We start from the raw sequence: 341 nt of genomic DNA on the forward strand, positions 1-341 counted from the left end.
GTTGGCGCATGACGAGGTGGAAAACCTGTTCCGGGTGATCCGTGATCTCACCTCTCAGGGGGTGGCGGTGATCTACATCTCTCACCGTTTGGAGGAGATCCGGGAGATCGGGGATCGGGTCACGGTGCTCAAGGACGGGCGGACGGTCGCGGTGGGTCTGGCGGCCAAGGACACGCCGACCTCGCAGATCGTGGCGTTGATGACCGGCCGCAACGTGGAGTATGTCTTCCCGCCCCGGCCGGGCCGGGAGGCTCATGAGGGGCGGCCGGAGGTGTTGCGGGTGGAGAACCTGACGCTGCCCGGCCGGTTCGCGCAGGTGTCGTTCAGTATCCGGGCCGGGG

1 pseudogene is annotated in these 341 nt (G+C 67.2%); it reads left to right on the forward strand.

Going from position 1 to position 341, the window contains the following annotated elements:
* Nucleotides 1-34: 34 nt before the first annotated feature.
* Nucleotides 35-341: pseudogene (locus QSK36_RS43210) on the forward strand (sugar ABC transporter ATP-binding protein); the annotation flags it as partial.

Source organism: Microbispora sp. NBRC 16548 (assembly GCF_030268985.1).
In the GTDB taxonomy this organism is placed as follows: domain Bacteria; phylum Actinomycetota; class Actinomycetes; order Streptosporangiales; family Streptosporangiaceae; genus Microbispora; species Microbispora catharanthi.